Origin of the sequence: Mycobacterium sp. NAZ190054 (assembly GCF_001545925.1) — a bacterium.
Lineage (GTDB): Bacteria > Actinomycetota > Actinomycetes > Mycobacteriales > Mycobacteriaceae > Mycobacterium.
Genome location: NZ_LMVQ01000523.1, coordinates 1 through 25,133, shown reverse-complemented (window position 1 = coordinate 25,133; position 25,133 = coordinate 1). Strand labels below are relative to the sequence as shown.

The following is a 25,133-nucleotide window of genomic DNA, read 5'->3' as shown; positions in this document are numbered from 1 at the left end:
CCACCCGCCCGCCTGCCACTCCCCCCGCCTGCCGCCGACCGCCGGAGCCGGGCGCGCGGTGCTGGCCGACGCGCTGGCCCGAGCCGTCTGAGCATGACGCCGATCCGCGTCACCGGCGCTGGGCATCACCAGCGGCGGGCGCACCGGCCCGGCGGGCACGCCTTCCATCGTGACGCCGGCTTTGACCAGCGACACCGCGTACCCGGGCACGGTGTCGCGCAGACGCACCAGCGGGATGAAGAACGCGTTGAGCAGTGCGGTGGCGAGTTGGTCGTTGCCGGACTCGAGCGCGTTGTAGAACGCCAGCGACAGGTCCGGCGCGAAGGCGAACGTCGCCGACGAGTACAGCGGGACGCCGATGGCGCGGTAGGCCTGCTGGGTGGTCTCGGCGGTCGGCAGCCCGTTGAAGAACAGGAAGTCGGGGTCGACGGTGGTCTTGACCGCCTGCACGATGCGGGCGACCTGATCGAAATTGCCTGTCCCGTCCTTGAATCCGACGACGTTGGGGATCTCGGCGACGGCGACCGCGGACTCCTCGGTGAAGCGGGCGTTGTTGCGGTTGTAGACGATGACGGGCAAATCGGTCGCCCCGGCCACCGCGCGGGTGTAGTCGACCAGCCCGGCCTGCGGCACCTCGACGAGGTAGGGCGGCAGCATCAGCAGGCCGTCGGCGCCGGCTTGCTTGGCGGCCACCGCGAACCGCTTGGCGTGGGCGACCGCACCCCCGGCGCCGGCGTAGACCGGGACCCGTCCGGCGACCACGTCGACCGCGGTGCGCACCACGTCGCCGAACTCCCCGTCCTCGAGGGCGTGGAATTCCCCTGTGCCGCAGGCGATGAACACACCGCCGGGGCCGGCGTCCACGCCCTTGGCGATGTGACGGGCCAGCGCGTCGAGATCGACGGTGCCAGACTCGGTCATCGGGGTGACGGGGAAGAACAGGACGCCGTCAAAGTTCGGACGCATAACAGGCCTTTCGGAGGTGGAGGTGTGAAGGAGGTCAGTCTCGGGTGAGGCGGCCGTCGATGCGCCGCCACAGGCCGTCCGGGTTGCCGTCAGCGATCGCGCTGGGCAGCAACGACTTCGGGACGTCCTGGTAGCAGACCGGCCGCAGATAGCGTTCGATCGCCCGCGAGCCCACGGAGGTGGTGCGCGAATCCGAGGTGGCGGGGAACGGTCCGCCGTGCACCATCGCGTGGCACACCTCGACCCCGGTCGGCCAGCCGCCGAACAGGATCCGGCCGGCCTTGAGTTCCAGCAGCGGCAACAGTCGGCCGGCCTCGTCGAGGTCGGAGTCGTCGGCGTGCACGGTGGCGGTCAGCTGTCCTTCGATGCCTTCGGCGACGGCACGCATCTGCTCGGCGTCGGCGCAGCGCACGATCAGGCTCGACGACCCGAACACCTCGGCCTGCAGCGCTTCGGAGGCCAGGAAGCTCGCCGCATCGGTGGTGAACAGCGCTGCGTGGCAGGAGGTTTCGCCGGTTCCAGGCTGGCCGCGGCCGACCAGCTGCGCGGCGCCCGACAGCGCCTCGACGCCCGCGGCGTAGCTGCGGGCGATGGTCGGGGTGAGCATAGCGTTCGATCGCCCGCGAGCCCACGGAGGTGGTGCGCGAATCCGAGGTGGCGGGGAACGGTCCGCCGTGCACCATCGCGTGGCACACCTCGACCCCGGTCGGCCAGCCGCCGAACAGGATCCGGTCGGGAAGTCCGAGCGCGGCCGCGGGCAGGCCGCGCGGATACCCGGACCCGTCCAGCGACTCGTGGTGATTGCCCGCCACCTGCGCGACGACGTCGAGACCGTCGACCTGGCTGAGGATGCGCACGGTCAGATACGGGTGCAGACGCACCCGTTCCAGCTCCCCCGCGGTCAGCGACGCCGGCTTCGACCAGACCTGGTTGGAAACCCCGATCCGGCCCAGGTCGTGCACATGCCCGGCCCGGCGCACGACGGTCACGGTCTCGGCGTCCAGGCCCGCCAGGCTCGCCGCATCGGCGGCCAGCTCGGCGACTGCGCGCGAATGCCCCAGTGTGAAAGGGCATTTCAGGTCGACGAAGTCACCGAGCGCCACCAGCAACGAATCCAGCTCCGCGGCGCCGAGGCGTTCGGCGTAGTCCGGGGCTTCCCGCAACGCGACCGTCCAGGCCTGGCCCGGAGCGGGCACCGACAACACCGCAGGCGCGTCGGCGGTGAACGCGTCGACGACGTCGGGGTCGAACTGCCCGCCGCGCCGGCTGCGGGCCATCGCGACCGCCCCGTCGAGCCCGTAGGTGCGGTGGTGCACCTCGGCCACGTCGGCCAGTTGGGCCACCCGCATCGGCATCGGGATGTCGTCGCCGCCCACCCCGGCGGGCAGGCCACCGCCGTCGTAGCGCTCGAAGGTGTAGCCGCGCATCGACTGCACCTCGGCGCTCAGGCCGAGCCGGTCGGCCAGCATTCCGGCCGAGGCGCAATGGGAGTGGATCAGTTGGGCGATCTGTCCGCGCGCGTCGGCGAAAAGTGTTGCCATGACGGTCAATCGGTGGAGCAGCGGCTGCCCGCGGCCGGTGTTGGCGAGCAGGAACCGTAGGTACGGCAGCCCCGACCAGTCGACCAGATACGAATCGTGACGGACGGCGATGTCGTCGCCGAACCAGCGCGCATACTCGTGGGAGTCGGCATGGCATCCGATCCACATGATCAGCGCGATGTAGTAGCAGCAGTCCCGCTCGGCACGCTCGAGTCCGAGCCTGTCGGCGATCCGGGTGGCGATCACCGCCGACCGCAGCATGTGCTCGGCCGGCTGCCCGAGGCCCAGGTCGACGGCGATGGACAGCGCCGCCAGCAGTTCGGCCCTGCTGGGCGATCGGGCCGGATGCTCGGCCGGCGGCGCCATCCGATGATTCTGCCCGTCGATGACCGGTCGGTCAGCCGAACGCCACGGTCCGCTCGGCGGCCAGATGCCGGTCGGCGTCGTAGTTCTCGAAATGGCCGGATCCGATGACGCCGATGCCGCGCTGCGGCAGCCGGAAGTCACCGAGCCGGGCCTGCCGCATCAACGGACCGATCGGCCCGAGGTCGTCCCCGTGCAGGGTCGCCCGCGAGGCGGCCACCGCCCACACCACCTTCGGTGCGACCATGTAGCGCTGACCGTTGGCCGCCGTTCCGGTGAGCCGGATGTCCCCGACGCCGAGGGTGCGGCCCGCGACCCGGCTGATCACCGACAGCGTCGACGTGTTGGTCCACGCCGCGTCCGGCAGCCGTCCGCCGATCGACGTCATCAGCCTTGTAGCCCAGGTGTTCTGCAGCTCGACAGTCCATCGGAGCAGCCCCGGGATCTCGATGCGCACCGTCCACGGCGACTCCCAGGCCAGCGCGATGTCGCACTGCACGGGATCGTTCGGGGTCGCCGAGCTGAAGTACCTCGCGCAGCTCTGCTGGCCGGGTGTGGTCGCGTAGAACGTCCACGTGCAGGAGGGGTCGCGGTGCCAGACCGACACGTAGGCCGGCGCGAACGTGGTCGCGGGGAACTGACGTAGCGCCAGGTAATGCCCGCCGGCGAACGGCATGCCCATGATCCCGAAGCCGACGAAACGTTCGTCGTCTCCGGCGGGCAGGACGGGATGTGCGGCGACGGCCTCGGCGGCAGCCTGGGGGGTGCGGTAATCGCGGTGTGTGTTCATGCCTGTAGATCGTCGGCGCACGCCGCGCCCGGGACATGAGGCATCTGCCTCAATTCCAAACCCCGCCGAAATGGCATTCCAGCAGGCCCGTTCTCGCATTTTTCCTGCGCGAACGCAATCTCGGCGTTCGGGGGTGATTGCTCAGGCGACCTGTTCGCGGCGTTTGACGCCTTCGTGCAGCGGCACATCGGGGTCGATCTTGATACCGAGCACCTCGCAGGTGCCGTTGATCGAGCCGACCATGATCGTGGTCAGATACTCGACGAACTTCTCCGACGGCAGCCTGCGCGGGCTGTCCTGCTCGCTGCCCAGCCACCAGTCGGTGGCCGACGCCGCCGCGCCGAACGTCGCGAAACCCGCGAGTTCGAATGCCGCGTAATCGAGTTCCAGGTCGCTCAACTCGTTGTTGAACATGTCGGCCATCGCGAGCGTGATGTCACGGCCCTCGTTGAGCGCCCGCATCGCCGACTCGCTCTGCTCGGCGAACCTGCCCTGCATCAGGAAGCGGACGACGTTCGGGTGTTCGTCGACCAGCCGCACATATTGCTCGACGGCCCGGAAGACCACGGTGCGCGCGGCGTCGGTGGACAGGTTGATCGACGGGAAGATGGCCGCCCACAGCATGTCGCGCATGCGTTGACCGATCGCCTGGAACAGATCGGACTTGTCGGTGAAGTGGCGGTAGATCTTGGGTTTCGCGGTCCCGGCCTCTTCGGCAATCTCGCGCAGGGACACCTCGGGTCCGAGCTGGTCGATGGCGCGGAAGGCGGCGTCGACGATCTCCGCGCGCACCTTCTTGCGGTGCTCGCGCCAGCGCTCACTGCGGGCGTCGACCTTGATGCCCGTGTCCTCGGCGGAGCGCGCCCTCGACCCTCGTCGCACCCGACCACTGTACCGCTCAGACACCGCTGACCTGCTCAGACCTCGTCGGACGAAAGGGGCGAGTTTGGGTACTATCGCTGCGACAGCCGCTCGACGAGAGAGATCAATGACGCAGCGATACGACCTGGTCATCGCAGGTGGAGGACCTTCCGGTTCGGCCGCCGCATGGCAGGCGGCGCAGACCGGCGCGAAGGTGCTGGTGTGTGACAAGGCACAATTCCCCAGAGCCAAGCCCTGCGGTGACGGGCTGACCGCACGCGCGGTCAGCTACCTGCAGAAGATGGGCCTGGCCGACGAGGTGGCCACCTACCACCGGGTCAACCGGGTCACGGTGTTCAGCCCGAGCCGCTGGGAGCTGTCGTTCCCCAAGCGTCCCGGGATGCCCGACCACGGCCACACGGTAAGCCGTGAACACCTCGACACCGTGCTGCTCAAGCACGCCGAGTCCGCCGGCGCCGAGATCCGTCAGGGCGCCGAGGTGTCGGGCCCGGAACTGGACGCCGACGGCCGGGTGATCGGCGTGGTGCTCAAGGGCGGCGAGAAGGTCTACGGCGACGCGGTGATCGCCGCGGACGGGGCCTACTCCCCCATCAAGCGCGCGCTGAAGATCGACTCCGAGTACAACGGCTACTCGGCGATCGCGATCCGGTCGGAGATGCCGGCCAATCGCGAGGACTCCGATTCCCTGGACATCTACCTGAAGCTGATGTTCCAGGGCGACCAGCTGCCCGGGTACGGCTGGGTGTTCCCGATGGGCAACGGGATCTTCAACATCGGCCTCGGCTACGTCAACAGCTACAAGAACTGGCAGTCGATCAACGCCACCCAGTTCCTCGGCGATTTCCTGCGCACGCTGCCGCGCGAGTGGGACCTCCCGCCGATCGAGGAACTCAAGAAGAACAAGAGCGTGCGGGCGTGGCGCCTGCCGATGGGGTTCACCGCGTGGCCGCCGTGGCGCCCGGGCGTGCTGTTCACCGGCGACTCGCTGGGCGCGGGCAAGCCGGCCTCGGGTGCGGGGATCTCCAAGGCACTCGAATCCGGATTGGCCGCAGGCGAATGCGCGATCGCCGCGCTGACCAACGGTGGCCCCGGCGACTTCACCAACTACGCACAGCGGATGGAAGCAGCGTGGGGCAGGGAGTATCGGCGCGGCCGCTACATGCACAAGCTGATCGGCCAGCCCAAGCTGGCCAATGCCGGCGTGAAGCTGATCGACAACGCCGCCTTCCGCGATCGCATGCTCAAGGCGCTCTACAAGAAGGCGCAAGGCCCTCAGCACACGTTCTGATCCCTCACCGGTACAGCGGCGACGCGGGCCTCACGCACCGAACAACCGACCGGCCTTGATCAGCAGTTCGTACAGGCCGTAACCGAACGGGATGCCCACCCACACCCACGCCAGCACGATGTAGGCCTTGGGCACCGTCGGGGTGTACTCGCGAAGTTCGGTGTCGGCGGGCTGGTCGGTCATCGGACCGCGTCCTCTCTGTCAGATGCTCTCGACTCGTCGGGTTCGTGCCATTTGGCGTTGACCGGCCGGATCAGTTCGTTCGCGATGAACGCCACCACCAGCAACGCGATCATGATCGAGAACGACACCGTGTAGAGGGCCGGCCCCTGCTTGCCGGCTTCGGCCTGCCGGTCGGCCACGAAGTTGACGATGATCGGTCCGAGGACACCGGCCGCCGACCATGCCGTCAGCAGGCGGCCGTGGATCGCGCCGACCTGGAAGGTGCCGAACAGGTCGCGCAGATAGGCCGGGACCGTGGCGAAGCCCGCACCGTAGAACGACAGGATCAGGATCGTCGCGACGAGGAAGACGAGCTTGTTGGAGTTCTCCATCACGGTGATAGTCAGGTAGAGCAGCGCGCCGACGCCGAGGTAGAGCCGGTAGGCGTTCTTGCGTCCGATCTTGTCGGACAGGCTCGACCAGCCGATGCGGCCGAGCATGTTGCCCAGGGACAGCATCGCGACGTATCCGGCCGCGGCGGCGGCAAGTCCGGCGGCGGCCGCCCCCGCGGCCGGGAAGTAGTCCTGATAGATCGGCGACGCCTTCTCCAGGATGCCGATGCCGGCGGTCACGTTGAAGCACAACACGATCCACAGCAGCCAGAACTGCGGGGTCTTGATCGCGTTGCCGGCCGACACCTGGCCGCCGGTGATGATGGAATTGGCCTGCACAGGCGGCGGTGTCCAGTTCGACGGCTTCCAGTCCGGTCGCGGTACGCGGATGAGCAGCCAGCCCAGTGACATGAAGACGGCGTAGACGGCGCCGTGCACCGCGAACGTCTTCGCGATGCCGGCGGTGTCGGTGCCGAACAGGTCGAGCATCGCCGTCGACCAGGGTGACGCGATCAGCGCGCCGCCGCCGAACCCCATGATGGCAAGTCCGGTCGCCATCCCGGGACGGTCGGGGAACCACTTGATCAACGTTCCGACCGGGGAGATGTAGCCGATACCCCAGCCGATGCCGCCGAGCAGGCCGTAGCCGAGCAGCACCAGCCAGAACTGCCCGATGAGCAGTCCGGCCGACCCGACGAACCAACCGCCGCAGAAACAGCACGTCGCTGCGAACATCGCCGCTCGCGGACCGGCGCGGTCCACCCAGGTGCCGAAGATGGCCGCCGACAACCCCAGAACGACGATGCCGACCGTGAACGGCAGGGCGCTCAGCGTGCCGGAGATCCCGAGGGATTCCTGCAGCGGCAGTTTGAACACGCTGTAGGAGTAGGCCGCGCCGACCGACAGGTGGATCGACAACGCCGCAGGTGGGACCAGCCAACGGCTCCATCCAGGCGAGGCGACGATGCGTTCTCGGCTGAAAAACGGGGCGGTCATGCCCGGTGTCATACCCACTTCGCCACGATGTGTGACCTTTGTCGTGCAATCTGGCGCGTTGTCGGTACTCGGTCGCCTCCGGAATCCGCGCAGTAGCGTGACACTCATGGAGCAGCGCATCAGCCTGATCACCCTCGGCGTCGAGGACCTCGCGCGGGCCCGGCGGTTCTACGAGCAGGGCCTGGGCTGGGTACCGAAGGCGGCTCCCGAGGGCGTGGTGTTCTACCAGCTTCCCGGCATCGCGTTGGCGTTGTTCGGCCGCGCCGACCTCGCCGAGGATGCCCACCACCCGATCGACGGACGCTTCAGCGGCATCACGATCGCGATCAACCAGCGCACCGAAGCCGACGCCGACGCGGTCCTGACCCAGGCCGAAGCCGCAGGCGCGACGGTCCTGAAACGGGCCGAGAAGATGTTCTGGGGCGGGTACTCGGGCTACTTCGCCGATCCCGACGGCCACGTCTGGGAGGTCGCGGTCAACCCGGAGTGGACGATCAACGACGACGGCACCCTGACGATCTGAGGCCTTTCGTGGTCAGCCCCGGCCGCGCCCGGTTCGGCCCGGCTTGCGGGCGACCTTGCCCGCAGCGGCGCGGGCAGCCTGCTTGGCGAGGGTCTTCTCCCGTGCGGTGCGTTTCGGCGTCGGCTCTGCCCGGCCCCGCGACGAGCCGGGTTTGCGGCCCCGCACGACGCCGATGAACTCCTCGATCAGTGCCGGCTGCGGTCCGTCAGGGACGGCCAGCGCCACGGGGCAGGGCGGCGCGTCGGTGATCGGGCGGTAGGTGAGGTCCTTGCGGTGATACAGCCGCGCCAGCGACTGTGGAACCACGAGCACACCCATCCCTGCGGCGACGAGTTCCATTGCGTCCCCGGTGGTCTCGGGACGGTGATCGACCGGAGTGCCGGGAATGGCGGCCCAGCCCAGGACATCGTCGAGTGGGCGCAGCACCGGCTCGCCGTCGAGGTCCGCGGACGTGATCGCGTCGGCGGCACCGAGGAGGTGATCGGCCGGCACCACGGCCACCGTCGTCTCCTCGTACAACGGGATGACCGCCAGCCCCGACGTGTCGGCCGGCAACCGGAGCAACGCCACGTCGACGGTCCCGGCCCGTACCGCGGCGGCCGCGTCTGCCGCGGCGACGGAGCTCAGCTGCAGCGGCACGTCGGGGTGACGCTGCGCCCAGATCCGGGCCCACTTCGCCGGCGTCCCGCCGGGGACGTACCCGAGGGTCAAGGACTGCACGGTCACCGCATCAGGCTACCGATAGGCTGGTTGCGTGAGCAGGCCCAACGCGCAGTCCATGAAACCCGCCACCGCGGCGAAGAAGCTGGACGTGTACCTGCCCGCGACACCTGCGGAGTTCCAGCAGAACCCGATCACCCGCGACGAGCTCGCGGCCCTGCAGGCGGATCCGCCGCAGTGGCTCAAGGACCTTCGCAAGAACGGGCCGCACCCGAAGAACCTGGTGGCGGCCAAGCTGGGCGTGTCGATCGCCGGGCTCGGCCGCGGCGGCGTCACCGAGGCGCTGACCACCGAGCAGATCGATGCACTGCTCGAGGAGCAGCCTGAGTGGCTGGTCGCCGAACGCGAAAGCTACCAGAATGTGCTGCGCGAGCAGCGACGGCTGAAGGCGGTGCGCGCGGAACAGGCTCGCGACAGCTGAGTCGGCCAGTCCGCGAACGTGCTGTGGCGGTAGTGAGGAGCGTCTCGCGGCTACCGTCACTGCACGCTCGCGGTACCGGCTACGTCACAACATGCAGCTGACGCAACCCTCGACTTCGGTTCCCTCCAAAGCCATTTGGCGCAGCCGGATGTAGTACAGCGTCTTGATGCCCTTGCGCCAGGCGTAGATCTGCGCCTTGTTGACGTCGCGGGTGGTCGCGGTGTCCTTGAAGAACAGCGTCAGGCTGAGCCCCTGGTCGACGTGCTGGGTGGCCGCGGCGTAGGTGTCGATGACCTTCTCGTAGCCGATCTCGTACGCGTCCTGGTAGTACTCCAGGTTGTCGTTGGTCATGTAGGGCGCCGGGTAGTAGACGCGCCCGATCTTGCCTTCCTTGCGGATCTCCACCTTGCTCGCGATCGGGTGGATCGAGCTCGTCGAGTGGTTGATGTAGGAGATCGACCCGGTTGGCGGGACGGCCTGCAGGTTCTGGTTGTAGATGCCGTGCTTCTGCACCGACTCCTTCAGCCGCTTCCAGTCCTCCTGATCGGGGATGCGGATGCCGGCGTCGGTGAAGAGCTGACGGACCTTGTCGGTCTTGGGCTCCCACACCTGCTCGGTGTACTTGTCGAAGAACTCCCCCGACGCGTACTTGGACTTCTCGAACCCCTTGAAGTGCGTACCGCGCTCGATCGCAAGGCGATTCGAGGCGCGCAGCGCGTGGTAGAGCACGGTGTAGAAGTAGATGTTGGTGAAGTCCACACCCTCTTCGGACCCGTAGAAGATCCGCTCGCGCGCCAGGTAGCCGTGCAGGTTCATCTGCCCGAGGCCGATCGCGTGTGAATCGTTGTTGCCCTGCTCGATCGACGGCACCGAGGTGATGTGGGTCTGGTCGCTCACCGCGGTCAGCGCCCGGATCGCCACCTCGATGGTCTGCGCGAAGTCCGGCGAGTCCATCGCCTTGGCGATGTTGAGCGAGCCGAGGTTGCAGGAGATGTCCTTGCCGATCTTCTTGTAGGACAGGTCGTCGTTGAACTCCGACGGTGTGGAGACCTGCAGGATCTCCGAGCACAGGTTCGAATGGGTGATCTTGCCGTCGATCGGGTTGGCCCGGTTCACCGTGTCCTCGAACATGATGTACGGGTAGCCCGACTCGAACTGCAGCTCGGCCAGCGTCTGGAAGAACTCGCGCGCCTTGATCTTGGTCTTGCGGATGCGCGCGTCGTCGACCATCTCGTAGTACTTCTCGGTGACGGAGATGTCGGCGAACGGAACGCCGTACACCCGCTCGACGTCGTACGGCGAGAACAGGTACATGTCCTCGTTCTTCTTGGCCAGCTCGAAGGTGATGTCGGGGATCACCACACCCAGGCTCAGCGTCTTGATGCGGATCTTCTCGTCGGCGTTCTCCCGCTTGGTGTCCAGGAAGCGGTAGATGTCGGGGTGGTGGGCGTGCAGGTACACCGCGCCGGCACCCTGGCGGGCACCGAGCTGATTGGCGTAGGAGAACGAGTCCTCCAGCAGCTTCATGATCGGGATGACCCCGGAGCTCTGGTTCTCGATGTTCTTGATCGGCGCGCCGTGCTCACGAATGTTGGTCAGCAGCAACGCCACTCCGCCACCGCGCTTGGACAGCTGCAGCGCCGAGTTGATGGAGCGCCCGATCGACTCCATGTTGTCCTCGATGCGAAGCAGGAAGCACGACACCGGCTCGCCGCGCTGCTTCTTGCCCGAGTTCAGGAACGTCGGGGTGGCGGGCTGGAACCGGCCGTCGATGATCTCGTCGACGAGCTTCTCGGCCAGAGTGGTGTCACCGGCGGCCAGCGTCAGCGCGACCATCACCACCCGGTCCTCGAAGCGCTCCAGGTAGCGCTTCCCGTCGAAGGTCTTCAGCGTGTAGGACGTGTAGTACTTGAACGCGCCGACGAACGTCGGGAAGCGGAACTTCTTCGCGTACGCGCGATCCAGCAGTTCCTTGACGAAGTTGCGCGAATACTGGTCGAGGACCTCACGCTCGTAATAGTTCTTCTCGATGAGGTAATCGAGCTTCTCGTCCTGGCTGTGGAAGAAGACCGTGTTCTGGTTGACGTGCTGCAGGAAGTACTCGCGCGCGGCCTGCACATCCTTGTCGAACTGAATTCTGCCCTCGGCGTCGTACAGATTCAGCATCGCGTTGAGGGCGTGGTAGTCCATCTCCCCCGGAAGCGACTGCGCGCCGGTGGTTACAGGTTCTGCAGCTGTGACGGTTGGTGACACGTCTGGTCCTTCCGGGCGTCGGCCCAAAAATCACTCAGTCCCGCGCGGACGGCGAACACGTCATCCGTCGTTCCCATGAGTTCGAATCGGTACAGGAATGGGACGCCACATTTGCGGGAGACGACGACCCCCGCGTATCCGAATTCGGCGCCGAAGTTGGTGTTGCCCGCGGCGATGACGCCGCGGATCAACGACCGGTTGTGTTCGTTGTTGAGGAAGGCGATCACCTGCTTGGGCACGTAGCCCCCGCGATCGGGATCGGGACCGTTGGCGTGCCCACCGCCGTAGGTGGGGAGCACCAGCACGTAGGGCTCGTCGACTTCGATGCGCCCGTGGATCGGAATCCGGGTGGCCGGCATCTCCAGCTTCTCGACGAAGCGGTGGGTGTTCTCGGAGACACTGGAGAAGTAGACGAGATTGCTCATGGTGACCTCCTCTACTTCCCTGCTGTCGATCCGATACCCGCTCACTGCCCGGCGGTGGCCGCGGCCACGCCCGTCACGCAGATGTCGCGACCGCACCCGCCAGCGCCTTGATCCGGTCGGGACGGAAACCCGACCAGTGGTCGTTACCCGCGACCACGACGGGCGCCTGCAGGTAGCCGAGCGCCATCACGTAGTCACGGGCCTCGGTGTCCAGGCTGATGTCGACGACCTCGTAGGCGATGCCCTGCTTGTCGAGCGCCTTGTAGGTGGCGTTGCACTGAACGCATGCCGGCTTGGTGTACACGGTGACGGTTGCTGGCTGAGTCATCTGCGGTACTGCTCCTAACGCCAAGTGGGGCAAAACGGGCTGCAACTGCTTTTGTGTGCTTCTCGCTATGTTCCAGCGACCCGCCGGCCCCTGAAATTCCAGCCGTCCGGGCCACCCGCCGGTGTGTCGGTAACCCGACGCCGCCGGAACTTCTGGCTCCGGCCGACCTCCACATCTTGGGGGTCCGTCGGTGCCCGAAACACTACACCTAGTGGCCGACAATCAGAAGAGATACAAGATGTTCTGAATGACATTTTTGAAATTCCCAGGTCGTAAGCCTTTCGCCGCGTGTCGGCCCGGCGTGTCGTATGTCACATCGGCGTGTCGCGTTGCGCGGGCAGGCATACCGTCTTCATCTACCAGAACCCACTGACATCCTGCCCGGCGCGCCCAAGCGTTCAGCGACGCCCAGCAAACGTCGAGCACCGAATGTCGGAGACCGCGTCAACGTGTGCGTTTTCACCTATCCGCTCGTCACCGCCCGATCCCCGGGCTGGACGCGATCGCGCGGGACCGGGTGCACGTACCGCAGCCACCTTCGATCCCTTCGAATTCGACAGGTCTCAGTACCGCACTACTGAGGGTTTCTGCTCCGCCGCCCGCGACGATCTGGGTGCACGGTACGACCCGACGCCGAGGTCGTGCCCTGACCTGAGCCGGGGGCGGAAATGACGATGAAAACGCTGGTATGTCCGATTCGGTCATCGGTGTCCGCGCAGCGACGACAGCGTCGTCGCCTCAACCCGGCCACACGACGGATGGCGACCATCGCAAGCACGACGCTACTGGTGGCGGTCACAGCCCCGCTGGGGCCGCCGTCGACAAGCCCATCCTTTGTCGACCTGACCGCAGACACCACCGCGCTGATCGTGTGTGGCACCACCTGCCCCACGCCGGACGACACCGTCGTCGACATCGTCAAGAACCAGTACATCGCCCCGACCCATCCGGGTGACATCGACTACGTGAAGGTGACCACTCCCCAGGAGTTCTGGCCCATCACCGGGCTCTTTCGTCTCATCGGACTCGCGCTGGGCGACGAGCGCCTGTTCAGCCCCGGTGGGCCGGCGTGGCCGGACGAGCCGTGGTGGAAACTCTCCGGACTCTTCGACCTGACCGCCAATCAATCACTGCAGAAGGGTGCGGACAGCCTGGAGGCGGCGATCGCGGTCAACGACAACGACCACCGGGTGGTCTACGGCGTCTCGCAGGGCGCCGGGGTCGCGAACGTGGTGAAGCGCAGGCTGGCCGAACTATACCCAGCAGGCACCGACGACGTGCCCGACATCGACTTCGTGCTCAGCGGTGACCCCAACCTGCCCAACGGCGGTTTCGTTTCCCGCTTTCCGGGGCTCTACATACCGATCCTCGATCTTCTGTTCAACGGTCCGGCGGCAACCGATACGCCGTTCGATACGACCGAGATCGCCAGGCAGTACGACGGATTCACCGATTTCCCGTTGTATCCGCTCAATCTGCTCGCCGACCTGAACGCGATTCTGGGCATCCTGTACGTGCACACACACATCTTCGACGTCAGCCTGCCCGCTCATGAGCCGATGAAGTCACCTGCCTTCCGAGGCACATACGGCGACACCAGCTACTACGTCTTCGAGAATCCGGATCTGCCGCTGTTCGGTCCGCTGCGCACGCTGGGCGTGCCCGAGCCGGTGATCGACGTGGTGGAGCCGTTCTTCCGGGTGCTCGTCGAACTCGGCTATGACCGCACCATCCCGCCCTGGGAGCCCACCCCGGCGCGGTTGATCCCGAAGCTCGACCCGGTCAAGCTCATCGTCGACCTCATCAACGCGGTGGGCGAGGGCATCAACAATGCGGCGGCCCTCGTCGGCTTGCCGCCGCTGGTGAAGACCTCCCCACCGATCACCTCGACACACCACGACGATGTGCACATCGACGCAGCCGAGACCGAGGCGGCGCAGACCGACGAACCGCCACATGCCGTGTCCGACCCCGCTCTTGCGGCCTCAGCGCACTCACGCGGCGAGCACATGTACACGGTGGCCGCAGACACCTCCCGAAGCGTGAATCCGACGCAGGACGATGAAGGGACATTCGCGCTCCAGGACGGCCAGGAGCCGACAGACGAACAACCATCGGAGATTCAACCGGTAGTGACTGTCGGATCGGACGCCGGGTCGATGTCGATCGGGAAGATCGAGCCTCACGAGGTCGCCGCGACGGACGAACTCTCGTCGACGACCGAGGCGACCGCGGACGACGCCACTGCCGTGGACCACGTCTCCGCTGAGGACAGCGCGAACGTGACCACGGAATCGCCGTCACGGGAGGCATCCACGGGCGAGTCAGAACGGACAAGGACATCCTTCGCATCCGACAGCCCGTCGTCAGACACGTCATCGCGCGGTGTCGATCGCGGTTTGAGAACACCGAGCGACTGCGCACAAAGCGGGGCGCCAGACCGCAGCGGTGACACGACGCAGCCGACGAGCCGGCCCGGTTCGTCAGACAGAGGAACCGAGTGAACGGCGCAGGGGACCGCGAGACGCGAGACCGGCGACGCCGTTGTCAGGCGGCCTCGGCGGCCAGCTTGCCGACGATGTCACGCAGGCGGGCCGCGACCTCGGCGTTCTCCCTCGGCGACTTACCGTCCAGCGACTTCGTCGGGATCGACAGGTCGAGGCCCTCCACCACCCGGGGGCCGGCGATGGCGAACGACTTGCGGGTCTCGTCGTGGGCCCACACGCCGCCGTACTGACCCAGCGCCGCCCCGACGACCGCGAATGGCTTGCCCTTGAGCGCGCTGTTGCCATACGGGCGCGACAGCCAGTCGATCGCATTCTTCAGCACGCCTGGGATGCTGCCGTTGTACTCGGGGGTGACCACCAGCGCGGCATCGGCCAGTGCGGCCGCCTCACGCAGGGCCGCCACGGGTTCGGCCACGTCGTCGGTGTCGATGTCCTCGTTGTAGAACGGCAACTCACCCAACCGGTCGAACCGCTGGAGTGTCACGCCCTCGGGCGCGCTCTCGACAGCCAGTTCGGCCAGTTGCCGGTTCACCGACGCAGCCCGGAGACTGCCGACGAGAACCAATACGGTGGTGTTCGCGCTCTGCGTCATCAAGGGCCCTCCCGTGGTCCGGCTCGATCTTCCCACGTACCCAACCGGACCGCAGTCCGCGCTATTCCCGCTGAGTTAAAGTTGCGAGGTGAGCGTGGCGGAGGACCGGAACGGCGCACCGGCACTGTCGGTGGGCAGCCCGGGAGCGCCCGAACGGGGCGATGCCGCGCGCAACCGGGCACTGCTCATCGACGCCGCGCGCCGCCTGGTCGACGAACACGGCGCCGAAGCCGTCACCACCGACGACATCGCCGCGGCCGCCGGGGTGGGTAAAGGCACACTCTTCCGCCGGTTCGGCAGCCGGGCGGGGCTGATGATCGTGCTGCTCGACGAAGCCGAGAAGGCCCAGCAGCAGGCTTTCCTCTTCGGACCTCCCCCGCTGGGCCCGGAGGCTCCCCCGCTGCAGCGCCTGCTGGCCTACGGCAGGGAACGACTGAAGTTCGTCGACACCCACCACGCCCTGCTCGCCGACGTCGGCCGCGATCCGCAGATGCGGTTCAGCGCGCCGATGACACTGCACCATAGCCACGTTCGACTGCTTCTCGAATCCGCAGGTACCACAGGCGATCTCGACGTCCAGGCGAGCGCACTGCTGGCCCTGCTCGACGCCGACTACGTGCACCACCAGCTCCACGACCAGAACCGCACGCTCGACGAACTCGGGGACGGTTGGGAAACGGTGGCGCGCAAACTCTGCGGCTCATGACCGCCGCCCGGAAACAGTGGATCCTGCACGTCGACCTCGATCAGTTCCTGGCGTCGGTCGAGTTGCGGCGACATCCCGAGCTCGTCGGACTACCCGTCATCGTGGGCGGCAGCGGCGACCCGACCGAACCCCGCAAGGTGGTCACCTGCGCCTCCTACGAGGCCCGCGAGTTCGGTGTCCACGCCGGGATGCCGCTGCGCTCCGCCGTCCGCCGGTGTCCCGACGCCACCTTCCTGCCGTCGGATCCCGACGCCTACGACGCCGCCTCCGAGCAGGTGATGGATCTGCTGCGCGACCTCGGCCACCCCGTCGAAGTGTGGGGCTGGGACGAGGCCTACATCGGGGCGCAGGTCGACGATCCCGTCGCGCTGGCCCACCGCATCCAGCACGTCATCGCCGCCGAGACCGGGTTGTCGTGCTCGGTGGGCATCAGCGACAACAAGCAGCGGGCCAAGGTGGCCACCGGCTTCGGCAAGCCCGCGGGTGTGCATGCGCTCACCGACGACAACTGGATGCCGACCATGGGCGACCGTCCGGTCGATGCGCTGTGGGGCGTGGGCCCCAAGACCGCCAAGAAGCTTGCCGCGATGGGCATCACGACGGTCGCGGATCTGGCGCGCACCGACCCGGCGGTGCTGACGGCCGCGTTCGGACCGACGACCGGGCTGTGGATCCTGCTCCTGGCCAAGGGCGGCGGCGACGCCATGGTCAGCGCCGAGCCATGGGTGGCGCGCTCACGCAGCCATGTCGTCACGTTTGCACACGACCTCACCGACCACGACGAGATGGCCCGGGCCGTCGTGGATCTCGCGCAACGCACGCTGACCGAAGTCGTCGCACAGCAACGGGTCGTCACCCGCGTCGCAGTCACCTTGCGCACCAACACCTTCTACACGCGCACCAAGATCCGCAAGCTCGTCGCGCCCACGACCGACCGGGAGCCGGTGGTCAGCACTGCGCTGCAGTTACTCGGCCAGTTCGATCGGGACCGCCCGGTCCGGCTCCTCGGAGTGCGCCTGGAACTGGCGATGCCGGGCTCCGGGGCAGGCGGCGCCGCATCGGGGTGACGGATTCGTCGGAGTCGGCCAATATCCTCGACGGCATGCTCGAGACCGTCGCGATCCGTGGATACCGTTCGCTGCGTGACCTCGTGCTGCCGCTGCGCCGGTTGACGGTGATCACCGGCGCCAACGGCACCGGGAAATCGTCGCTGTATCGGGCGTTGCGTCTGCTGGCCGACTGCGGCCGCGGCGAGGTGATCGCATCGTTCGCCCGGGAGGGCGGTGTCGAGTCGGCGATCTGGGCGGGTCCGGAGACCCTGCGCGGCGCCCGGCGCACCGGCACCGCGCAGGGCGGTCCGCGCACCCGCCCGGTGTCCATCGAGATGGGTTACGCGGCAGACGATTTCGGGTATCTGGTCGACCTCGGGTTACCCCAGGCCGGCGCGACGGCGTTCATCCGTGACCCGGAGGTCAAGCGTGAGCTGGTGTTCGCCGGGCCGGTGGCCCGTCCGGCGACGACGCTGGTGCGGCGGGTGCGCGGCCTGGTCGAGGTCGCCGCCGAGAGCGGCCGCGGTTTCGACGAGCTGACGCGCAACCTTCCTGCCCACCGCAGTGTGCTGGCCGACTGGGCGGGTGCGGCGCCCGAACTCGTGATGGTCCGGGAGCGCCTGCGGGACTGGCGGTTCTACGACGGGTTCCGCGCGGACAGCCGGGCGCCGGCGCGGCGGCCCCAGGTGGGCACCCGCACGCCGGTGCTCGCCGACGACGGCGCCGACCTGGCTGCCGCGGTCCAGACGATCCTCGAAACGGGGTCCGACGAACTCGCCCGCGCAGTGGCCGCGGCGTTCGACGGCGCGACGGTTTCGGTGGCCGTCACCGACGGTCTGTTCGACCTGAATCTTCATCAGCGCGGCATGCTCCGTCCGCTGCGCAGCGCCGAGATCTCGGATCGCCCGCGCAGTGGCCGCGGCGTTCGACGGCGCGACGGTTTCGGTGGCCGTCACCGACGGTCTGTTCGACCTGAATCTTCATCAGCGCGGCATGCTCCGTCCGCTGCGCAGCGCCGAGATCTCGGACGGCACGCTGAGATTTCTGCTGTGGGCGGCCGCGCTGCTGAGCTTGCAGCCACCGTCGTTGATGGTGCTCAACGAGCCGGAGACGTCGCTGCATCCCGATCTGGTGCGCCCACTGGCCGAACTCATCGAGGCCGCCGCGGCGCGCACCCAGGTCGTCGTGGTGACGCACTCCGCGGCGCTGCGCACCCACCTCGGAGCCGAACCGATCGGCTCGGACGGTGAGGCCTGGGAGATCGAACTGTACAAGGACTGGGGCGAGACCAAGGTCGCCGATCAGGGGCTGCTGACCACTCCGCCGTGGGACTGGGGCAACCGCTGAACCTCAGCGCCGCTTGGCTTTCGGCCGCAGCGCACGGGTGAACAGGACGTTCACCTGTTTCATGGCGATGCTGTACGGCAGCCACATCGTCCGTTTGAACACGTACAGCGCCCGGATGTCGTTCGACGTGTACACGAGGTAGCGGTTCTTGACGACCCCCTGCAGGATCTTGTCCGCCGCGAACTCCGGAGAGACCGCGTGCCCCGAGAAGCGCTTCGTCCACTTCTGCACGTTCGGGTCGTCGCGGTCCACGCCGGCGATGTGCACCGTGTCCACCAGCGGGGTGCGCACCGCGCCGGGCACCACCACCGACACGCCGATGCGGTGGCGGGCGAGGTCGAAACGCAACACCTCGGAAAGCCCCCGCAGCCCGTATTTGCTTGCGCTGTAGGCCGCGTGCCACGGCAGCGCGACGATGCCGGCGGCCGACGACACGTTGACCAGGTGGCCGCCCCGGCGCGCCGTGACCATCGGCGGCACGAACGTCTCGATCACGTGGATCGGTCCCATCAGGTTCACGTCGACCAGCGACTTCCAGTCACGGTGGGTCAGTCTGTCCACGGTGCCCCAGGCCGAGATCCCGGCGATGTTCATCACCACGTCCATCGCCGGGTGCGCGGCGTGGATGTCGGCGCCGAATCCGGCGACCGCGTCATGGTCGGCGATGTCCAGCTCGCGGTGGGCCGAGACCACGCCACCGAGCGCGCGGGCGTCGGCGACGGTCAGCTCCAGCTTGTCCGCGTCGCGGTCGGTCAGGAACAGCTCCGCGCCGTGCGCGGCCAGCTTGAGCGCGGTCGCGCGTCCGATGCCGCTGGCGGCGCCGGTGATCAGACACCGCTTGCCGGTGAACCCGTCGATTCCGTTCCCCTTGGCCATGGAACGCGACACTACCGGCGCGCCGGACCGAGACCTCCGGTCGCTAGCCCGTCGCGAGGTTGTCGCCGCCCCACAGCCCGGTCAGCCACAGCCGTTCCACGATGTCGACGGCACGGGCGGGGTCTTCACCGCGGCCGGTGAAGGCGCTGTCGTGCGACAGCGTCATCGATGTCACCGCGATCAGTGTGCGCACCAACGCCGGCAGATCTTCGGTGATCGGACGTGCACCGGAGTCGTGCTCGACCAGACCGACGATCTTGTCCACCACGGTGTCCTGGAAGTCGTCCATGATCTCGCGGATCTGCGCATCGGTGTTGCGGGCCACGTTGCACGCGCCCATGACCGGGTCGTTCCTGGAGTACACCGTCGCGGCGTAGCCGACCATCCGCTTGGCGAACTCCGACGGCGACTCTCCCGGCTCGCGCGGCGCGAAATCGTGGGTGAGCTGGTCCAGTTCGGCCATCGCCTCGGCGACGATCACCGCCAGCACCGCGTATTTGGAGTCGAAGTAGAAGTAGAAACCGGACCGGGCCACCCCGGCGCGTTCGCTGATCGTGCTGACCGACAGGTCGGCGAACGAACGCTCCTGCAGCAACTCGCGGACGGCGGCCACGATGGCGTCCCGCTGACGATCGCCCCGGCTGCGACGAAGGTCGGTGGGAGCGGGTTCGGCCGTCATGGCTGTAAACCTTGGCACCGCGACACCTCCGACACAAACCTAGAAAACTTGACAGCCGTCAAGAGTCTCGACCAGGATAGCTGGGGAAAGTGACATCGACCACAGCCTTCGACTCCAGGAGTGTTCAGGTGCCGGCAGTCTCGACCTCAGATTATCTGCTCGACCAGGCGAAACGGCGGCTGAAGCCGACCCCGCTCACCATTCCGGGGATGGGAGTGGTGGAGAAGCGCCTCAAGGACAAGAAGTGGGACCAGTTCGTGCTGGCCAATCCGCCGGCCGGCAGCGATCTGAAGCCCATCCTCGGTGACGCGGGCCTGCCGGTCATCGGGCACATGATCGAGATCTTCCGCGGCGGACCCGACTTCATCCTCGAGATCTACCGCAAGCACGGGCCGGTGTACTTCGCCGAGTCGCCCGCGCTGTCGTCGGTGATGGCGCTGGGCCCCGACGCGACCCAGGCCGTGTTCACCAACCGCAACAAGGACTTCTCCCAGCGCGCCTGGGATCCGGTGATCGGCCCGTTCTTCGAGGGCGGGCTGATGCTGCTGGACTTCGACGAGCACCTGTTCCACCGGCGGATCATGCAGGAGGCGTTCACCCGCAGCCGGTTGACCGGCTATGTCTCCCACATCGACTCGGTGGCGTCGACCGTGCTCACCAACGACTGGGTGGCCGACGATCCACGGTTCCTGTTCCACCCGGCCATCAAGGAGCTCACCCTCGACATCGCCTCCGAGGTGTTCATGGGGGTGCCTGCGGGTACCGACCGCGCTCTGGTCACCACGGTGAACCAGGCGTTCACCACGACCACCCGCGCGGGCAACGCGATCGTGCGCAAGCCGGTGCCGCCGTTGACGTGGTGGCGCGGGATCAAGGCGCGCAAGACCCTGGAGGACTACTTCTCCAGCCGGATCGGCGAGAAGCGTCGCTCGGAGAGCACCGACATGTTCAGCGTGTTGTGCCATTCCGCCGACGAGGACGGTCAGAGCTTCACCGACGACCAGATCGTCAGCCACATGATCTTCCTGATGATGGCCGCGCACGACACGTCGACCTCGACCATGACGACGATGGCCTACCACCTGGCCGCCAACCCGCAGTGGCAGGACCGGTTGCGCGAGGAGTCGGCGCGCATCGGCGACGGCCCACTGGACATCGAGGCGCTGGAGAAGCTCGAGACCTACGACCTGGTGATCAACGAGTCGCTGCGGATGATGACCCCGCTGCCGTTCAACTTCCGCCAGGCCGTCCGCGACACCGACCTGCTGGGCTACTACATCCCGGCCGGGACCAGCGTGGTGACGTGGCCGTCGATCAACCACCGGCTGCCCGAGCTGTGGACCGATCCCGAGAAGTTCGATCCGGAACGGTTCGCCGAACCGCGCAACGAGCACAAGAAGCACCGCTATGCGTTCGCCCCGTTCGGCGGCGGCGCGCACAAGTGCATCGGCATGGTGTTCGGCCAACTGGAGATCAAGACGGTGATGCACCGCCTGCTGCAGAACTACCGGCTGGAATTGCCGCGACCGGGCTACCGGCCGCGCTACGACTACGGCGGCATGCCGGTCCCGTTGGACGGCATGCCGATCGTGCTGCGCCCGCGGCACTGAGTCTCCCTGCGCCGAGGTCAGCCGGTGATCAGCCGGTTGGCGCAGGCGACGACCGCGCGCAACGCCGATTCGGTCGGATCGTCGGACCACCCCATCGCCCACTGAGAGCTGCCGCCGTCGCTGCCGTGGACGAACGTCGCGGTGTGATCACCGGCGCGCAACTGGTGAAACGCCGTCATCTCGACGGCCACACCGTGTTCGTAGAGCATCGCGGTCAGCGCGGCGACCGGGCCGCACGCCGCGGCTCGCGAGGTGCCGATGCGGTCCCCCAGCGCCAACGTGGCCTGATAGTTGCGAACCTGCGGGCCCAGCCGCCGCTCACCGTCGACACAGGACCACTGCCCCAACCGCACCGGTCCGGACGAGGGCGCGTACTCGTCGCAGAACTCGTCGAACGACTTCGTCTCGGCCGGCTCGCGCAACGCACGCGGCAGCCGGCCGTCGACTACGGCGGCGAAGGTCATCGAACCAGAGCCATCAGGGGTGGTGATCGGGGAGTTCATGTGCCGGCTTTCGATCCGAGAGGAAGCGACCGACGAAAGTAGCGACGACCCACAGCGGGGGGTCGGTCAGGATCAGACCCCGCTGCGGGTTGCTACTACGAGTCGCCTCGGCACGTCAGCGATGCTAGACCGCTGCGATCCATCGGCGCAACCAATTACCACCGCGGCGTCGCCACAGTTTTGCCTGCTCGACCGCGCCGACTGGTTCAGCAAATCGTGCCGGGGCGGTAGGAGCGCACTGAACTACCTCCGGGGCCTGTCGCACCTTGTGCCACAACATCGGCACATGACCGTCAGCAGGAAATCATGCGGAACACACTGGCGATCGGCACCACCGCACTGGCGCTGTTGTTCGGCGGCGCCGGGGCCGCGAATGCCACCGAACCGGTGCAGCCGGCGTCGACGACCACGGTGGGCGCAGGGACGCCGGCTACCCGGCCACACGTGCCACCGGCACCGTCAATCCGCCGCCGCGCGTAGCGAGGCCGTTGCCGTGGATCCCGCCGGCGCCGGGCCGGCGGGGTCCATCTGTGCCACACCCACGCCGGGCGGGGCGGTGACCGTGCAGGCAGAATGTGCCGGTGCCCTGGTCGCAAGCAGTGCTGCTCTTCGCGGCCGGAATCGCCGGTGGACTGACCGGAAGCATCGCGGGCCTGGCATCGGTGGCGACGTACCCGGCGCTGCTGCTGGCCGGGCTGCCACCGGTGACGGCCAACGTCACCAACACCGTCGCGCTGGTCGGCAGCAGCGTCGGGTCGGTCCTGGGATCGCGACCCGAACTGGCCGGCCAGGGCGCGGCGCTGAAGCGGGTGCTGCCGTTCGCCGCGGTCGGCGGCGTCACCGGCGCGGCACTGCTGTTGTCGACGCCCGCGGAGGGCTTCGAGAAGGTTGTTCCGGTACTGCTCGGGTTCGCGTCGGTGGCGATCCTGCTCCCGGTGCGGCCGAATCGGGACATGTCGGCCGCGTCGCGGCGCAGACGCACCCTGATGCTCGTACTGCAGGGCGTCGCGGTGTTCGCGATCTGCATCTACGGCGGCTATTTCGGCGCCGCGGCCGGCGTACTGCTGCTCGCGCTGTTCCTGCGCCTCAGCGAAGCGACACTGGCACATGCCAACGCCACCAAGAACGTCGTCCTCGGCCTCGCCAACGGTGTGGCCGCGGTGATCTTCGCGGTGGTGGCGCCGGTGCAGTGGGTGACCGTCGCGGCACTCGGGGCAGGCTGTCTGCTCGGTGCCAGACTCGGCCCCGTGATCGTGCGGCACAGCCCGGACAAACCGTTGCGTGTCGCGATCGGTCTGGCCGGGGTGGCCCTCGCCGTCAAACTCGGGTTCGACGCCTACAGCTGATCACACGAACGGGTTGTCCCCCTTGGAAACCTGCGTCCCGAGCGCGATCAGGTTCTCCGCCGACGCGTGCAGCCGCTCGCCGGCCTCCGCGCTGGCCTGCCCGGCGAGGTAGCGCGACCAGGTGCCCTCGATGACGATCGCGAGCTTGAAACAGGCCATCGCGACATACCAGTCCAGTCGCTGCGTCCGGCGCCCGCCCGCATCCCGATAGGCCTCGACGAGTTCGGCGCGGGTGGCCAGACCCCCGAGCGCGGCCAGTTCGGCTCCGGCGTTGATCGGATTCGGCCCGTCGGGCCAGCACACCAGCATCCAGCCGAGGTCGAGCAACGGGTCTCCGACCGTGCACATCTCCCAGTCGATGAACGCCGCCAGCTCAGGGACGTCGCGGCGCAGCAGCACGTTGTTCAGATGGCAGTCGCCGTGCATGATCCCGGGTTCCGTGTCGTCGGGCCGCCGCGATTCCAGCCAGTCGGCCAGCACGTGCACCGACGGAAACGACTCGGGTGCGTAGTTGTCGTGCCGGTAACTCTCCAGCAGCCGCATGAACTGCGGAACCTGGCGCGCCAGAAAGGACCCCGGGCGTTTGAGGGCGGCCAACGGGCTGCCCTCCCAGGCCACCTTGCCGAGTTCGGCCAGGCTCGCCGCATACGACAACCCGACCCGGTGACGCATCCCGGCGTCGCGGACGTAGGCCTCGTCGGTCTCGGTGCCGGGGTTGAAGCCGTCGATCTGCTGCATCAGGTAGAACACCACCCCGAGCACGTCGAGGTTCTCGCACCCGGCGATCAGTTCCGGATGCGGCACCGCCGTGCCTTTCAAGGTCTGCAGCACGGCGATCTCGCGGCGCATGGTGTTGTCACTCGTGGGCCGGGGATGCTGCGGCGGACGGCGCAGCACCATCGGCTCGCCGTCCACCCGCAACCGCACGACGATGTTCTGCGATCCGCCGGTCAGCGGTTCCACGTCGGTGACCGTGGAGCCGATTCCGCTCGCCCGCACCCAGTCCCGGAGTGCGTGCTGTTCGGTCTCGGTCAGCGTCACGTCGACTGGCATGCCGCCATAGTGTCAGGCCCAGTGGTGATTTCGGCGTGTTTGTCGCCGTCGCGCGACGACAAACACGCCGATTCGCCGCTGCTACTTGGGGGCGAAGCGCTGGCCGGCGTCCAGGCGCAGGCACTGGCCGTTGAGCATCGGGTTCTCGACGATCGCGACGGCGAGCTTGGCGTACTCCTCGGGCTTGCCGAGCCGCTTCGGGAAGGCCGCATCCTTGGTCAGCACGGTCGCGAACTCATCCGGGATGCCTTCGGTCAGGCCGGTGGCGAACAGGCTCGGCGCGATCGCCAGTGCGCGGATGCCCAGGCTGCCCAGATCGCGGGCCATGGTCAGGCACATCCCGGCGATGGCGGCCTTGGAGGCGGTGTAGGCCACCTGACCGATCTGTCCCTCGAACGCGGCGATGGAGGCCGTGTTGATGATGACGCCCCGCTCCTCGGCCTCGTCGTCGACCGGGTCGTTCTTCGACATCTGCCACGCGGCCAGCCGGCTGATGTTGAACGTGCCGATCAGGTTCAGGTCGATGCTCTTGCGGAACGACTCCAGGCTGTGCGGCCCGTCCTTCTTGACGGTGCGCTCGGCGATGCCGCCGCCGGCGGTCGTGACCGCGATGTGCAGGCCGCCCAGGGTTTCGACGGCCTGGTTGAGCACGGACTCGGTGCCGTCGAAGTCGGTGATGTCGACCTCGTGGAACGTGCCGCCGATCTGGTCGGCCACCTCTTTGCCCTTGGACTGGGGGCGATCCAGCACCGCCACGCTGGCACCGCGCTTGGCCAGTGCCTCCGCGGTGGCCCGCCCGAAGCCCGACGCGCCGC

24 protein-coding genes and 4 pseudogenes are annotated in these 25,133 nt (G+C 67.7%); 11 read left to right on the top strand and 17 right to left on the bottom strand.

All coding sequences use genetic code 11. The annotated features are described in order from the left end of the window. The 5 genes and pseudogenes from ASJ79_RS25395 to ASJ79_RS25375 all read right to left on the bottom strand — a co-directional run. Positions 1-966: 5-dehydro-4-deoxyglucarate dehydratase (locus tag ASJ79_RS25395; RefSeq protein WP_231751035.1), on the bottom strand; the 966-nt coding region annotated here is incomplete at its 3' end. Between the two features lie 34 nt (positions 967-1,000). Beyond that, a pseudogene (locus ASJ79_RS35285) lies at positions 1,001-1,573 on the bottom strand (aldehyde dehydrogenase (NADP(+))); the annotation flags it as partial. 115 nt (positions 1,574-1,688) lie between these two features. Continuing rightward, a pseudogene (locus tag ASJ79_RS31645) lies at positions 1,689-2,873 on the bottom strand (HD-GYP domain-containing protein); the annotation flags it as partial. A 31-nt stretch (positions 2,874-2,904) separates the two neighbouring features. Beyond that, positions 2,905-3,660 (bottom strand): hypothetical protein, encoded by a 756-nt coding sequence (locus ASJ79_RS25380; RefSeq protein ID WP_067961409.1) that lies wholly within the window; start codon positions 3,658-3,660, stop codon positions 2,905-2,907. A 141-nt stretch (positions 3,661-3,801) separates the two neighbouring features. Then, on the bottom strand, positions 3,802-4,542 hold the full coding sequence (locus ASJ79_RS25375; protein ID WP_067961407.1) for a TetR/AcrR family transcriptional regulator: 741 nt from the start codon (positions 4,540-4,542) through the stop codon (positions 3,802-3,804). Between the two features lie 106 nt (positions 4,543-4,648). Between ASJ79_RS25375 and ASJ79_RS25370 the strand changes: the two genes are divergently transcribed. After that, positions 4,649-5,830, top strand: coding sequence for an NAD(P)/FAD-dependent oxidoreductase (locus ASJ79_RS25370; protein ID WP_067961405.1), 1,182 nt, complete (start codon positions 4,649-4,651; stop codon positions 5,828-5,830). 30 nt (positions 5,831-5,860) lie between these two features. On the opposite strand, the gene ASJ79_RS33485 is transcribed toward ASJ79_RS25370, so the two are convergent. Together ASJ79_RS33485 and ASJ79_RS25365 are read right to left on the bottom strand one after the other, a co-directional pair. Next, complete coding sequence (locus ASJ79_RS33485) at positions 5,861-6,013, bottom strand: hypothetical protein (RefSeq protein WP_197420374.1); 153 nt, start codon at positions 6,011-6,013, stop codon at positions 5,861-5,863. Then, positions 6,010-7,380, bottom strand: a complete 1,371-nt coding sequence (locus ASJ79_RS25365) for an OFA family MFS transporter (protein WP_067961421.1) — start codon at positions 7,378-7,380, stop codon at positions 6,010-6,012. The genes ASJ79_RS33485 and ASJ79_RS25365 overlap by 4 nt, the downstream gene beginning before the upstream one ends. Before the next feature lie 106 nt (positions 7,381-7,486). On the opposite strand from ASJ79_RS25365, the gene ASJ79_RS25360 reads away from it, so the two are divergent. Beyond that, positions 7,487-7,903, top strand: coding sequence for a VOC family protein (locus ASJ79_RS25360; RefSeq protein ID WP_067961403.1), 417 nt, complete (start codon positions 7,487-7,489; stop codon positions 7,901-7,903). A 12-nt stretch (positions 7,904-7,915) separates the two neighbouring features. Here the strand turns inward: ASJ79_RS25360 and ASJ79_RS25355 are convergent, their stop codons facing one another. Next, on the bottom strand, positions 7,916-8,629 hold the full coding sequence (locus ASJ79_RS25355; protein ID WP_067961401.1) for a LysR family transcriptional regulator substrate-binding protein: 714 nt from the start codon (positions 8,627-8,629) through the stop codon (positions 7,916-7,918). Positions 8,630-8,657: 28 nt separating this feature from the next. On the opposite strand from ASJ79_RS25355, the gene ASJ79_RS25350 reads away from it, so the two are divergent. Next, the gene (locus ASJ79_RS25350; RefSeq protein ID WP_067961399.1) at positions 8,658-9,044 is read left to right on the top strand and encodes a DUF5997 family protein; all 387 of its coding nucleotides are present in this window, start codon (positions 8,658-8,660) and stop codon (positions 9,042-9,044) included. Between the two features lie 84 nt (positions 9,045-9,128). On the opposite strand, the gene nrdE is transcribed toward ASJ79_RS25350, so the two are convergent. The 3 genes from nrdE to ASJ79_RS25335 form a co-directional block, all read right to left on the bottom strand. Next, positions 9,129-11,234: a class 1b ribonucleoside-diphosphate reductase subunit alpha gene (nrdE, locus tag ASJ79_RS25345; RefSeq protein WP_082754058.1), complete on the bottom strand. Its 2,106-nt coding sequence runs from the start codon at positions 11,232-11,234 to the stop codon at positions 9,129-9,131. A 29-nt stretch (positions 11,235-11,263) separates the two neighbouring features. Further along, complete coding sequence (nrdI, locus tag ASJ79_RS25340) at positions 11,264-11,722, bottom strand: class Ib ribonucleoside-diphosphate reductase assembly flavoprotein NrdI (protein ID WP_067961397.1); 459 nt, start codon at positions 11,720-11,722, stop codon at positions 11,264-11,266. 73 nt (positions 11,723-11,795) lie between these two features. After that, entirely contained in the window at positions 11,796-12,050 is a 255-nt protein-coding gene (locus ASJ79_RS25335) for a redoxin NrdH (protein WP_067961395.1), read from the bottom strand. A 788-nt stretch (positions 12,051-12,838) separates the two neighbouring features. Between ASJ79_RS25335 and ASJ79_RS25330 the strand changes: the two genes are divergently transcribed. Continuing rightward, complete coding sequence (locus ASJ79_RS25330) at positions 12,839-14,554, top strand: PE-PPE domain-containing protein (protein WP_231751033.1); 1,716 nt, start codon at positions 12,839-12,841, stop codon at positions 14,552-14,554. Between the two features lie 43 nt (positions 14,555-14,597). On the opposite strand, the gene ASJ79_RS25325 is transcribed toward ASJ79_RS25330, so the two are convergent. Further along, positions 14,598-15,149: an NAD(P)H-dependent oxidoreductase gene (locus ASJ79_RS25325; RefSeq protein WP_067961391.1), complete on the bottom strand. Its 552-nt coding sequence runs from the start codon at positions 15,147-15,149 to the stop codon at positions 14,598-14,600. A gap of 88 nt (positions 15,150-15,237) precedes the next feature. On the opposite strand from ASJ79_RS25325, the gene ASJ79_RS25320 reads away from it, so the two are divergent. The 4 genes and pseudogenes from ASJ79_RS25320 to ASJ79_RS35280 all read left to right on the top strand — a co-directional run. Beyond that, on the top strand, positions 15,238-15,855 hold the full coding sequence (locus ASJ79_RS25320; RefSeq protein WP_082754057.1) for a TetR/AcrR family transcriptional regulator: 618 nt from the start codon (positions 15,238-15,240) through the stop codon (positions 15,853-15,855). Beyond that, positions 15,852-16,922, top strand: a complete 1,071-nt coding sequence (locus ASJ79_RS25315) for a DNA polymerase IV (protein WP_067961389.1) — start codon at positions 15,852-15,854, stop codon at positions 16,920-16,922. The genes ASJ79_RS25320 and ASJ79_RS25315 overlap by 4 nt, the downstream gene beginning before the upstream one ends. 35 nt (positions 16,923-16,957) lie before the next feature. Beyond that, positions 16,958-17,782 (top strand): annotated as a pseudogene (locus ASJ79_RS25310) (AAA family ATPase); the annotation flags it as partial. Between the two features lie 127 nt (positions 17,783-17,909). Then, a pseudogene (locus ASJ79_RS35280) lies at positions 17,910-18,251 on the top strand (AAA family ATPase); the annotation flags it as partial. A 3-nt stretch (positions 18,252-18,254) separates the two neighbouring features. Here the strand turns inward: ASJ79_RS35280 and ASJ79_RS25305 are convergent. Both ASJ79_RS25305 and ASJ79_RS25300 read right to left on the bottom strand, forming a co-directional pair. Further along, positions 18,255-19,127 (bottom strand): SDR family oxidoreductase, encoded by an 873-nt coding sequence (locus ASJ79_RS25305; protein WP_067961387.1) that lies wholly within the window; start codon positions 19,125-19,127, stop codon positions 18,255-18,257. 43 nt (positions 19,128-19,170) lie between these two features. Continuing rightward, entirely contained in the window at positions 19,171-19,806 is a 636-nt protein-coding gene (locus tag ASJ79_RS25300; RefSeq protein WP_067961385.1) for a TetR/AcrR family transcriptional regulator, read from the bottom strand. 128 nt (positions 19,807-19,934) lie between these two features. Here ASJ79_RS25300 and ASJ79_RS25295 point away from each other — a divergent pair, with 128 nt between their 5' ends. Beyond that, positions 19,935-21,416, top strand: coding sequence for a cytochrome P450 (locus ASJ79_RS25295; RefSeq protein WP_067961383.1), 1,482 nt, complete (start codon positions 19,935-19,937; stop codon positions 21,414-21,416). Positions 21,417-21,433: 17 nt separating this feature from the next. Here ASJ79_RS25295 and ASJ79_RS25290 read toward each other — a convergent pair whose 3' ends face one another. Continuing rightward, entirely contained in the window at positions 21,434-21,919 is a 486-nt protein-coding gene (locus ASJ79_RS25290) for a homocitrate synthase (RefSeq protein WP_067961381.1), read from the bottom strand. 306 nt (positions 21,920-22,225) lie between these two features. Here ASJ79_RS25290 and ASJ79_RS32820 point away from each other — a divergent pair, with 306 nt between their 5' ends. Continuing rightward, positions 22,226-22,399: a hypothetical protein gene (locus ASJ79_RS32820; protein ID WP_156448644.1), complete on the top strand. Its 174-nt coding sequence runs from the start codon at positions 22,226-22,228 to the stop codon at positions 22,397-22,399. Positions 22,400-22,500: 101 nt separating this feature from the next. Beyond that, the gene (locus ASJ79_RS25285; protein WP_231751032.1) at positions 22,501-23,265 is read left to right on the top strand and encodes a sulfite exporter TauE/SafE family protein; all 765 of its coding nucleotides are present in this window, start codon (positions 22,501-22,503) and stop codon (positions 23,263-23,265) included. On the opposite strand, the gene ASJ79_RS25280 is transcribed toward ASJ79_RS25285, so the two are convergent. Together ASJ79_RS25280 and ASJ79_RS25275 are read right to left on the bottom strand one after the other, a co-directional pair. After that, positions 23,266-24,318, bottom strand: coding sequence for a phosphotransferase family protein (locus tag ASJ79_RS25280; RefSeq protein ID WP_067961379.1), 1,053 nt, complete (start codon positions 24,316-24,318; stop codon positions 23,266-23,268). Positions 24,319-24,399: 81 nt separating this feature from the next. Further along, the coding region (locus tag ASJ79_RS25275) for an SDR family NAD(P)-dependent oxidoreductase (RefSeq protein WP_067961377.1) at positions 24,400-25,133 on the bottom strand (734 nt) is incomplete at its 5' end.

What these genes read in the sequence shown, in the direction of transcription:
- ASJ79_RS25380 (WP_067961409.1), bottom strand. Translation starts at nt 3,660, where the DNA reads ATGAACACACACCGCGATTACCGCACCCCCCAGGCTGCCGCCGAGGCC.
- ASJ79_RS25370 (WP_067961405.1), top strand. Translation starts at nt 4,649, where the DNA reads ATGACGCAGCGATACGACCTGGTCATCGCAGGTGGAGGACCTTCCGGT.
- ASJ79_RS33485 (WP_197420374.1), bottom strand. Translation starts at nt 6,013, where the DNA reads ATGACCGACCAGCCCGCCGACACCGAACTTCGCGAGTACACCCCGACG.
- ASJ79_RS25365 (WP_067961421.1), bottom strand. Translation starts at nt 7,380, where the DNA reads ATGACCGCCCCGTTTTTCAGCCGAGAACGCATCGTCGCCTCGCCTGGA.
- ASJ79_RS25360 (WP_067961403.1), top strand. Translation starts at nt 7,487, where the DNA reads ATGGAGCAGCGCATCAGCCTGATCACCCTCGGCGTCGAGGACCTCGCG.
- nrdE (WP_082754058.1), bottom strand. Translation starts at nt 11,234, where the DNA reads ATGGACTACCACGCCCTCAACGCGATGCTGAATCTGTACGACGCCGAG.
- nrdI (WP_067961397.1), bottom strand. Translation starts at nt 11,722, where the DNA reads ATGAGCAATCTCGTCTACTTCTCCAGTGTCTCCGAGAACACCCACCGC.
- ASJ79_RS25335 (WP_067961395.1), bottom strand. Translation starts at nt 12,050, where the DNA reads ATGACTCAGCCAGCAACCGTCACCGTGTACACCAAGCCGGCATGCGTT.
- ASJ79_RS25325 (WP_067961391.1), bottom strand. Translation starts at nt 15,149, where the DNA reads ATGACGCAGAGCGCGAACACCACCGTATTGGTTCTCGTCGGCAGTCTC.
- ASJ79_RS25315 (WP_067961389.1), top strand. Translation starts at nt 15,852, where the DNA reads ATGACCGCCGCCCGGAAACAGTGGATCCTGCACGTCGACCTCGATCAG.
- ASJ79_RS25305 (WP_067961387.1), bottom strand. Translation starts at nt 19,127, where the DNA reads ATGGCCAAGGGGAACGGAATCGACGGGTTCACCGGCAAGCGGTGTCTG.
- ASJ79_RS25300 (WP_067961385.1), bottom strand. Translation starts at nt 19,806, where the DNA reads ATGACGGCCGAACCCGCTCCCACCGACCTTCGTCGCAGCCGGGGCGAT.
- ASJ79_RS25290 (WP_067961381.1), bottom strand. Translation starts at nt 21,919, where the DNA reads ATGAACTCCCCGATCACCACCCCTGATGGCTCTGGTTCGATGACCTTC.
- ASJ79_RS32820 (WP_156448644.1), top strand. Translation starts at nt 22,226, where the DNA reads ATGCGGAACACACTGGCGATCGGCACCACCGCACTGGCGCTGTTGTTC.
- ASJ79_RS25280 (WP_067961379.1), bottom strand. Translation starts at nt 24,318, where the DNA reads ATGCCAGTCGACGTGACGCTGACCGAGACCGAACAGCACGCACTCCGG.